Raw genomic sequence first — 7356 nt, forward strand, 5'->3', positions numbered from 1 at the left:
GCCGTCGGTGCGGCCACTGCGCCTTGGTACTTGGCGTACACGGTCTGATAGCGGCTGTCGTCTTCATCATCGGCCACGCGTTCGATATAAGGTGGCAAGGGCAGATGGCCGTTTTGCTCTAAAAGTTCGTAAACGGTTTGCTCGCCTTCAAATTTCAGGCAAAACAATTCTTCCGCACGCTCCATCATGACGGCACGGATATCGCCTTCAAAAATCAATTCTGTACCCGGTTTCGGCGATTTGGACGAGCGGATATGCGCCAATGCGGTATGCGCGTCCAATACCCGTTCAATTAGGGCTTCGATTTTGCCGCCGCTGGCTTTTTGGCCGAACAGGCGTGCCTTCATCACTTTGGTATTGTTAAACACCAGCACATCGCCCGGTGCGACATAATCGGGTAAATCGCCGAAATGTTTGTCTTCAATCGGCAATGTAGGCAAGGCAACCAGAAGCCTGCTGCTGCCGCGTACTTCCGGCGGATGCTGGGCAATCAGTTTTTCGGGCAATTCAAAATCAAAATCGGAAATATCCATTGTCGTGCATAATTTAAAAAAACAGGCGCCATTATACGCGCAAAGTGGGTTTTCAGACGGCATGTTTTGTCGAAAAACCAATAAATTAGAATAAACGCTCTTGGGGAAATCACTTTTTAACGAAAATCAGCGTTCCTTTCTTTTTTCGCCGAAAAACGCCTTTTTTCTATCTTTTACTGGACATTTACCGACAAGTTCGGGAAAATAGCCGGATTCATTTTTCAGGCTCCGCCCTGTTCCGACATTATTTAAACGCCGGATGGCAAACCAGCCTTCCGACGTATCAGGAAATCATCTAAAACCACTGCGGCGCATACCTAATATGCACTTTATATGCCGCGCAAAAAAGGAAAAGCAATGGATTTGCGTAAATTAAAAAAACTGATTGATTTGGTCGAAGAATCAGGCATTGCAGAAATTGAAGTTACCGAAGGCGAAGAAAAAGTCCGCATTACGCGTACCACTGCCGCCGCAGCTCCTATTTATGCTGCTCCGGCACCTGCCGCAGCCGCTCCGGTTGCCGCCCCTGCAGCTGCTCCGGCTGCAGCCGCTCCGGCCGCCGCCCCTGCCGCTCGCGATTTGTCCAACGCGCAAAAATCGCCTATGGTCGGTACGTTCTACCGCGCCCCCGGCCCGAACGCCGCCGCTTTCGTCGAAGTCGGCCAACAAGTCAAAGCCGGCGATACTTTGTGCATCATCGAAGCCATGAAGCTGATGAACGAAATCGAAGCCGAGAAATCCGGTGTCGTTAAAGAAATTCTGGTTGAAAACGGTACTCCGGTCGAATACGGCGAGCCGCTCTTCATCATTGAATAATCCGCTTTTTCAGACGGCCTTTAGCTTTAAGGCCGTCTGAAATTCCTTTTCTGTTCATTAAGGACAAACCATGCGTCTGATTTTGGCTATTTTCTTGCCATGGCTTCAGTTTTTCACCATCGGCCGTCCGTTTGCAGGCATTATCTGTCTGATTCTGCAATGTACGCTGGTTGGCTGGATACCGGCAGCCATGTGGTCGGTTTATGCCTTGAGCCAATACAAAACCGACCAAAAAATCCGCAACGCATTAGGCGGCCGACAATAGGCCGTCTGAACCATCCGGAAAGATTATCATGCTGAAAAAAGTATTGATCGCCAACCGGGGCGAAATCGCCCTGCGCGTCCTGCGTGCCTGCCGTGAAATGGGCATCGCCACCGTCGCCGTCCATTCCGAAGCCGACAAAGACAGCCTGCACGTCAAACTTGCCGACGAATCCGTGTGCATCGGCCCTGCCGCATCCGCACAAAGCTACCTCAACATCCCGGCCATCATTGCTGCCGCCGAAGTAACCGAAGCCGACGGCATCCACCCCGGCTACGGCTTTCTCGCCGAAAACGCCAATTTTGCCGAACAAGTCGAACAATCTGGCTTTGTCTTCATCGGCCCTAAAGCCGACACCATCCGTCTGATGGGCGACAAAGTATCTGCCAAACACGCCATGATCGAAGCCGGCGTACCTTGCGTTCCCGGTTCTGATGGCGCATTGCCAGACGACGGCGAAGAAATCCTCAAAATCGCCGATAAAGTCGGTTATCCCGTCATTATTAAAGCCTCCGGCGGCGGCGGCGGCCGCGGTATGCGCGTCGTCGAGAAAAAAGAAGACCTCCTCCAGTCTGTCGAAATGACCAAAGCCGAAGCAGGCGCGGCATTCGGCAACCCGATGGTTTACATGGAACGCTATCTGCAACGTCCGCGCCACGTCGAAATCCAAGTGATTGCCGACGAACACGGCAACGCCATCTACCTCGCCGAGCGCGACTGCTCCATGCAGCGCCGCCACCAAAAAGTCATTGAGGAAGCACCGGCCCCGTTCATCACTGAAGAAGAACGCGCCAAAATCGGCAAAGCCTGTGCCGACGCTTGCAAACGCATCGGCTATCGCGGCGCAGGTACGTTTGAATTCCTGTACGAAGACGGCGAATTCTTCTTTATCGAGATGAACACACGCGTTCAGGTTGAGCATCCGGTTACCGAGCTCATCACCGGCGTAGACATCGTTCAAGAGCAATTACGCATCGCATCCGGCCTGCCTTTGCAATACAAACAGGAAGACATTCAAGTCGAAGGCCACGCGTTTGAGTGCCGTATCAACGCTGAAGACCCGTACAACTTCATTCCAAGCCCGGGCCTGATTGAAAGCTGCCACTTGCCCGGTGGCTTCGGCGTCCGCGTCGACAGCCATATTTACCAAGGCTACCGCATCCCTCCTTACTACGACAGCCTGATCGGCAAAGTCTGTGTCGTCGGTAAAGACCGCGACCAAGCCATGGCCAAAATGCGTGTTGCCCTCGATGAGCTGGCGATTACCGGCATCAAAACCAATACGCCGCTGCACCGCGACTTGTTCAGCGATCCGGGTTTCCAAAAAGGTGGTGTCAGCATCCACTACTTGGAACATTGGTTGGAAGAACGCAAAGCCAAACTGGATAAATAATCCCTTGTTTTGACTAAAAATCAGGCCGTCTGAAACGTAAAATAAAGTTTTAGACGGCTTTTTTTTGATGATGAAGTTTATTTGATTGCTTCAGATTCAATGGAACTGGCTGCCCTTATTTCTCCGTAAATCATGACATACCCCTCACCATCTTACGCTTCTTTCTGGCAAATAAAAAACCGCACGGCTGCTTGCCGTGCGGTTTTGCTTTTTGTCTGAAGGTTTCAGACGGCCTTACATCATGCCGCCCATACCACCCATGCCGCCCATATCAGGCATAGCAGGTTTTTCTTCAGGGATTTCAGCGATCATGCAGTCTGTGGTCAGCATCAGGCCGGCGATAGATGCGGCGTGTTGCAGCGCAGAACGGGTTACTTTGGCAGGGTCGAGTACGCCCATTTCGATCATGTCGCCGTATTCGCCGGAGCCTGCGTTGTAACCGTAGTTGCCTTTGCCTTCCAGCACTTTGTTCACGACCACGCTAGGCTCGCCGCCTGCGTTGGCAACGATTTGGCGCAGCGGAGACTCAACGGCGCGCAATACGATTTGTACGCCTGCGTCTTGGTCGGCATTGCCGGTGTGCAGGTTTTCCAAAGCAGCACGGGCACGCAACAAGGCTACGCCACCACCTGCAACCACGCCTTCTTCAACGGCTGCGCGGGTAGCGTGCAGCGCGTCTTCCACGCGGTCTTTTTTCTCTTTCATTTCCACTTCGGTAGCGGCACCGACTTTGATCACTGCCACACCGCCGGCCAATTTAGCCACGCGCTCTTGCAGTTTTTCTTTGTCGTATTCGCTGGTTGCGGTTTCAATTTGTTGGCGGATTTCGGCAACACGCGCTTCGATTTGGGCTGCGTCGCCGAAGCCGTCGATGATGGTAGTGTTTTCTTTACCGATTTCGATGCGCTTGGCTTGACCCAAGTCGTCCAAAGTCGCTTTTTCCAGAGATAGGCCGACTTCTTCGGAAATCACTACGCCGCCGGTCAGGATGGCGATGTCTTGCAACATGGCTTTGCGGCGGTCGCCGAAGCCAGGGGCTTTAACGGCAACGGTTTTCAGAATACCGCGGATGTTGTTCACCACCAAAGTTGCCAAGGCTTCGCCTTCTACGTCTTCAGCGATAATTAAGAGCGGACGGCTGGCTTTGGCCACTTGTTCCAAAACAGGCAACAGGTCGCGGATATTGCTGATTTTTTTGTCGAACAACAATACAAACGGATTGTCCAAAGCAGCAATTTGTTTTTCAGCGTCGTTGATGAAGTAAGGAGACAGGTAACCGCGGTCGAACTGCATACCTTCAACCACGTCCAGCTCGTTTTCTAAAGATTTGCCGTCTTCAACGGTAATCACGCCTTCTTTGCCGACTTTTTCCATCGCTTCGGCGATAATCGCGCCGACTTGTTCGTCAGAGTTGGCAGAAATAGAGCCGACTTGGGCGATTTCTTTAGAAGTATCGCAAGGTTTGGCGATGTTTTTCAGCTCTTCAACCAAAGCAGCAACGGCTTTGTCGATGCCGCGTTTCAGGTCGGTCGGATTCATGCCGGCGGTAACGTATTTCATGCCTTCGGCAACAATGGATTGCGCCAATACGGTTGCAGTAGTGGTACCGTCGCCGGCTACGTCGTTGGTTTTAGACGCCACTTCTTTCACCATTTGCGCGCCCATGTTTTCGAATTTGTCTTTCAATTCGATTTCTTTTGCTACAGACACACCGTCTTTAGTGATGTGCGGGCCGCCGAAAGCGCGGTCAAGTACCACGTTGCGGCCTTTAGGGCCCAAAGTTACGCGTACGGCGTTTGCCAATACATTGACGCCGTTTACCATTTTTTGGCGAACTTCATTGCCGAATTGTACGTCTTTTGCTGCCATTTAAATTCTCCAAATCAATATTAAAAATCTGTTCGAGGCCGTCTGAAAACTTCGTGTTTGATGCAGACGGCCTTTGGTTCTGAAACTTAATTCAACAATTATTCAACGATACCGAAGATGTCTTCTTCACGCATTACCAACAGCTCTTCGCCGTCGGCTTTTACAGTTTGACCGCTGTATTTGCCGAAGATCACTTTGTCGCCGACTTTGACATCCAGCGGACGGCGCTCGCCGTCTTTACCGATTTTGCCCGCACCCACGGCGATTACTTCGCCCATGTCGGGTTTTTCAGCAGCCGCACCCGGCAAAACGATGCCGGAGGCGGTTTTTTCTTCAGCTTCTAAGCGTTTGACGACTACGCGGTCGTGTAAAGGGCGGATGGTCATGTCTTAATGCTCCGATAAATAAATAGATTGAAAACAATTGTCTGTCGGACATGACAGACACGGTTTACTTGGAAATAGCGGCACGCTTATGGAAAGCCTGCCTTAATGGCGGGTAGATTTGGGTTGTTTGCGACAAATTCAAGGGAAAAAGTAAAAATTTCTATGCAGTCTTTCCAAATATTTTCATACGCAAAAATGCCCGATCATATATTTTTCAGACGACCTGATATACCAACTGCAAAGTTCGTTTAAAAACAAGCCACTTTCTTTACAAATTCAATACAACTCTTTACAACTATTTCTTTTTAACGCACTATTATAAATGATGATTATTCTTAATTGCATATTTTAAAGATAATTTCTCTTTATTTGCTTTTATTTTTTATTACTGTCATTTTATTAAGGACATTTCTCAATGAATACGCCCCTGTTCCGACTGAGCCTGCTGTCACTGACACTGGCAGCCGGTTTTGCACACGCAGAAAATGAAGCCAAAGACAATGTTGTACTTGATACCGTTACCGTCAAAGGTCAGGCTACAAGCGCCACACACCGTGTAACGACGAAACGTATGGAAGAAACGACTTCCACTGATTTAAAAGACGTATTGTTCAACGAACCCTCTATCAGTTTCGGCGGCGGCAACGGTCAGTCGCAGTGGGTAACCATCCGCGGCATGGGTCAAGACCAAATAGATTATAAAGTTGACGATACCTACACCGACAGCCAGATTTTCCACCACAACGGCCGCTTTATGCTTGACCCCGCATTGGTAAAAGTCGTTGCCGTACAAAAAGGTACGGGTTCGGCCTCCGCAGGCATCGGTGCAACCAGCGGTGCGATTGTTGCCGAAACGGTTGAAGCCAAAGATTTGCTGAGAGAAGGTCAAAACGTCGGTTTCAAAGTCAATGTCGGTATCAGCAGCAATAAAGGCTATTCACGCGGCGCAAGCGTTTATGGTCAGGCAGGCGGTTTTGACGCTTTGGTTTCAGGCAATTTCGTACGCGACAAAGAATACACGGCAGGCAAAGGCTACCGTAATTTGCTCGGAAGCGATAAGGTTTTAAACAGTGGATTGGGTTCACGCGGCTTGTTGGGCAAAATCGGCTATCGTTTCAACGAAGACAACCGTATTGAATTAAGCCACCGCCAAGAGAAACAATATGGGGAACGCGCCCTGCGCGAAGAGTTCGATTTCTCGCAAGTCTTCCAAACTGACCGCCGTACGGGTCAATACGTTTTGGATGCCAACGGCAACCGTATTCCGAACGTCGCCACCAACTCGCCGCGCTACCGCACGCTGACCCAAGACACCACCAACTTGGAATTCAAAGGCGGAAACTTGGGCTTTATCGACAAAATCAAAGCCAATGTTTACCGTTTGAACACCAAACGTGATGAAGTCCCCAATCCAAATTATGAATTGGACGGCGAAGTACGGACATACGGAGCCAATCTGAATCTCGACAGCCGTCTATTTGACCGCCATACCCTGAAATACGGAGTAAACTGGCGCACTCAAAAAAGCAGCTCAAACGGAGAAAACAGCGAGAAGAAAAGCGATGCCGGCGTATATGTAGAAGGCATTTGGGATTTCTCTCCGGTTACGCTGACCACAGGTTTGCGCTATGACCGTTGGAAAATGAAAACCAGCAGTAATACAGAAAATTCAGACGGCAACCTCAATCCAAGCATCGGGTTGGTTTATGACATTACCCCTGATTTTTCCATCAACACCAGCCTGAACTATGCAACCCGCAGCCCCCGCCTGTACGAAGCAGCTTTAATGAGCAGCAGATCGATTAAAGCATCGCCTGACTTGAAAGCGGAACGCTCTCGAAATGCAGAAATCGGCTTCAACTACCACTGGAATTCTGCCCTTACATTGTCCGGCAGCTATTTCCATCAACAAATCAAAGATGTACAAGCCATCCGCCAAGAGGGTCAATACTATGTTTGGTATAACGGCGGCAAGCTGAAAAACACAGGTTACGAACTGAACGCAGCCTACCGCTGGAAAGGTCTGACCGCACGTGCAGGCGTAGCCTACAGCAAACCGAAGCTGAACGGCGATACCGCCGACAAAGTAACGACCGC

Annotated in this window: 7 protein-coding genes; 4 read left to right on the top strand and 3 right to left on the bottom strand. The window is 50.3% G+C overall.

Annotation, left to right across the window (positions count from 1 at the left end; genetic code table 11):
- Window positions 1-533, bottom strand: a 533-nt coding sequence (locus ACTHS3_RS09350; protein ID WP_440367798.1) for an S-adenosylmethionine:tRNA ribosyltransferase-isomerase, incomplete at its 3' end; no start/stop codon positions are given.
- A gap of 357 nt (window positions 534-890) precedes the next feature.
- Between ACTHS3_RS09350 and accB the strand changes: the two genes are divergently transcribed.
- From accB to accC, 3 genes are all read left to right on the top strand, one after another.
- On the top strand, window positions 891-1349 hold the full coding sequence (gene accB / locus ACTHS3_RS09355; RefSeq protein WP_070504010.1) for an acetyl-CoA carboxylase biotin carboxyl carrier protein: 459 nt from the start codon (window positions 891-893) through the stop codon (window positions 1347-1349).
- Window positions 1350-1419: 70 nt separating this feature from the next.
- Window positions 1420-1614, top strand: coding sequence for a YqaE/Pmp3 family membrane protein (locus ACTHS3_RS09360; RefSeq protein WP_039862547.1), 195 nt, complete (start codon window positions 1420-1422; stop codon window positions 1612-1614).
- 28 nt (window positions 1615-1642) lie between these two features.
- Window positions 1643-3004 carry an acetyl-CoA carboxylase biotin carboxylase subunit gene (accC, locus tag ACTHS3_RS09365; protein ID WP_070625230.1) on the top strand — a complete coding sequence of 454 codons (1362 nt, stop codon included), beginning with the start codon at window positions 1643-1645 and terminating at the stop codon, window positions 3002-3004.
- A gap of 234 nt (window positions 3005-3238) precedes the next feature.
- Here the strand turns inward: accC and groL are convergent, their stop codons facing one another.
- A complete protein-coding gene (gene groL / locus ACTHS3_RS09370) occupies window positions 3239-4873 on the bottom strand; it encodes a chaperonin GroEL (protein ID WP_049347844.1) in 1635 nt (544 codons plus the stop codon).
- 98 nt (window positions 4874-4971) lie between these two features.
- Window positions 4972-5259 (bottom strand): co-chaperone GroES, encoded by a 288-nt coding sequence (gene groES, locus ACTHS3_RS09375; protein WP_003684150.1) that lies wholly within the window; start codon window positions 5257-5259, stop codon window positions 4972-4974.
- Window positions 5260-5674: 415 nt separating this feature from the next.
- On the opposite strand from groES, the gene ACTHS3_RS09380 reads away from it, so the two are divergent.
- On the top strand, window positions 5675-7356 hold a 1682-nt coding region (locus ACTHS3_RS09380; RefSeq protein WP_440367800.1), incomplete at its 3' end, for a TonB-dependent receptor plug domain-containing protein.

Source organism: Neisseria sp. P0009.S007, from assembly GCF_051962515.1.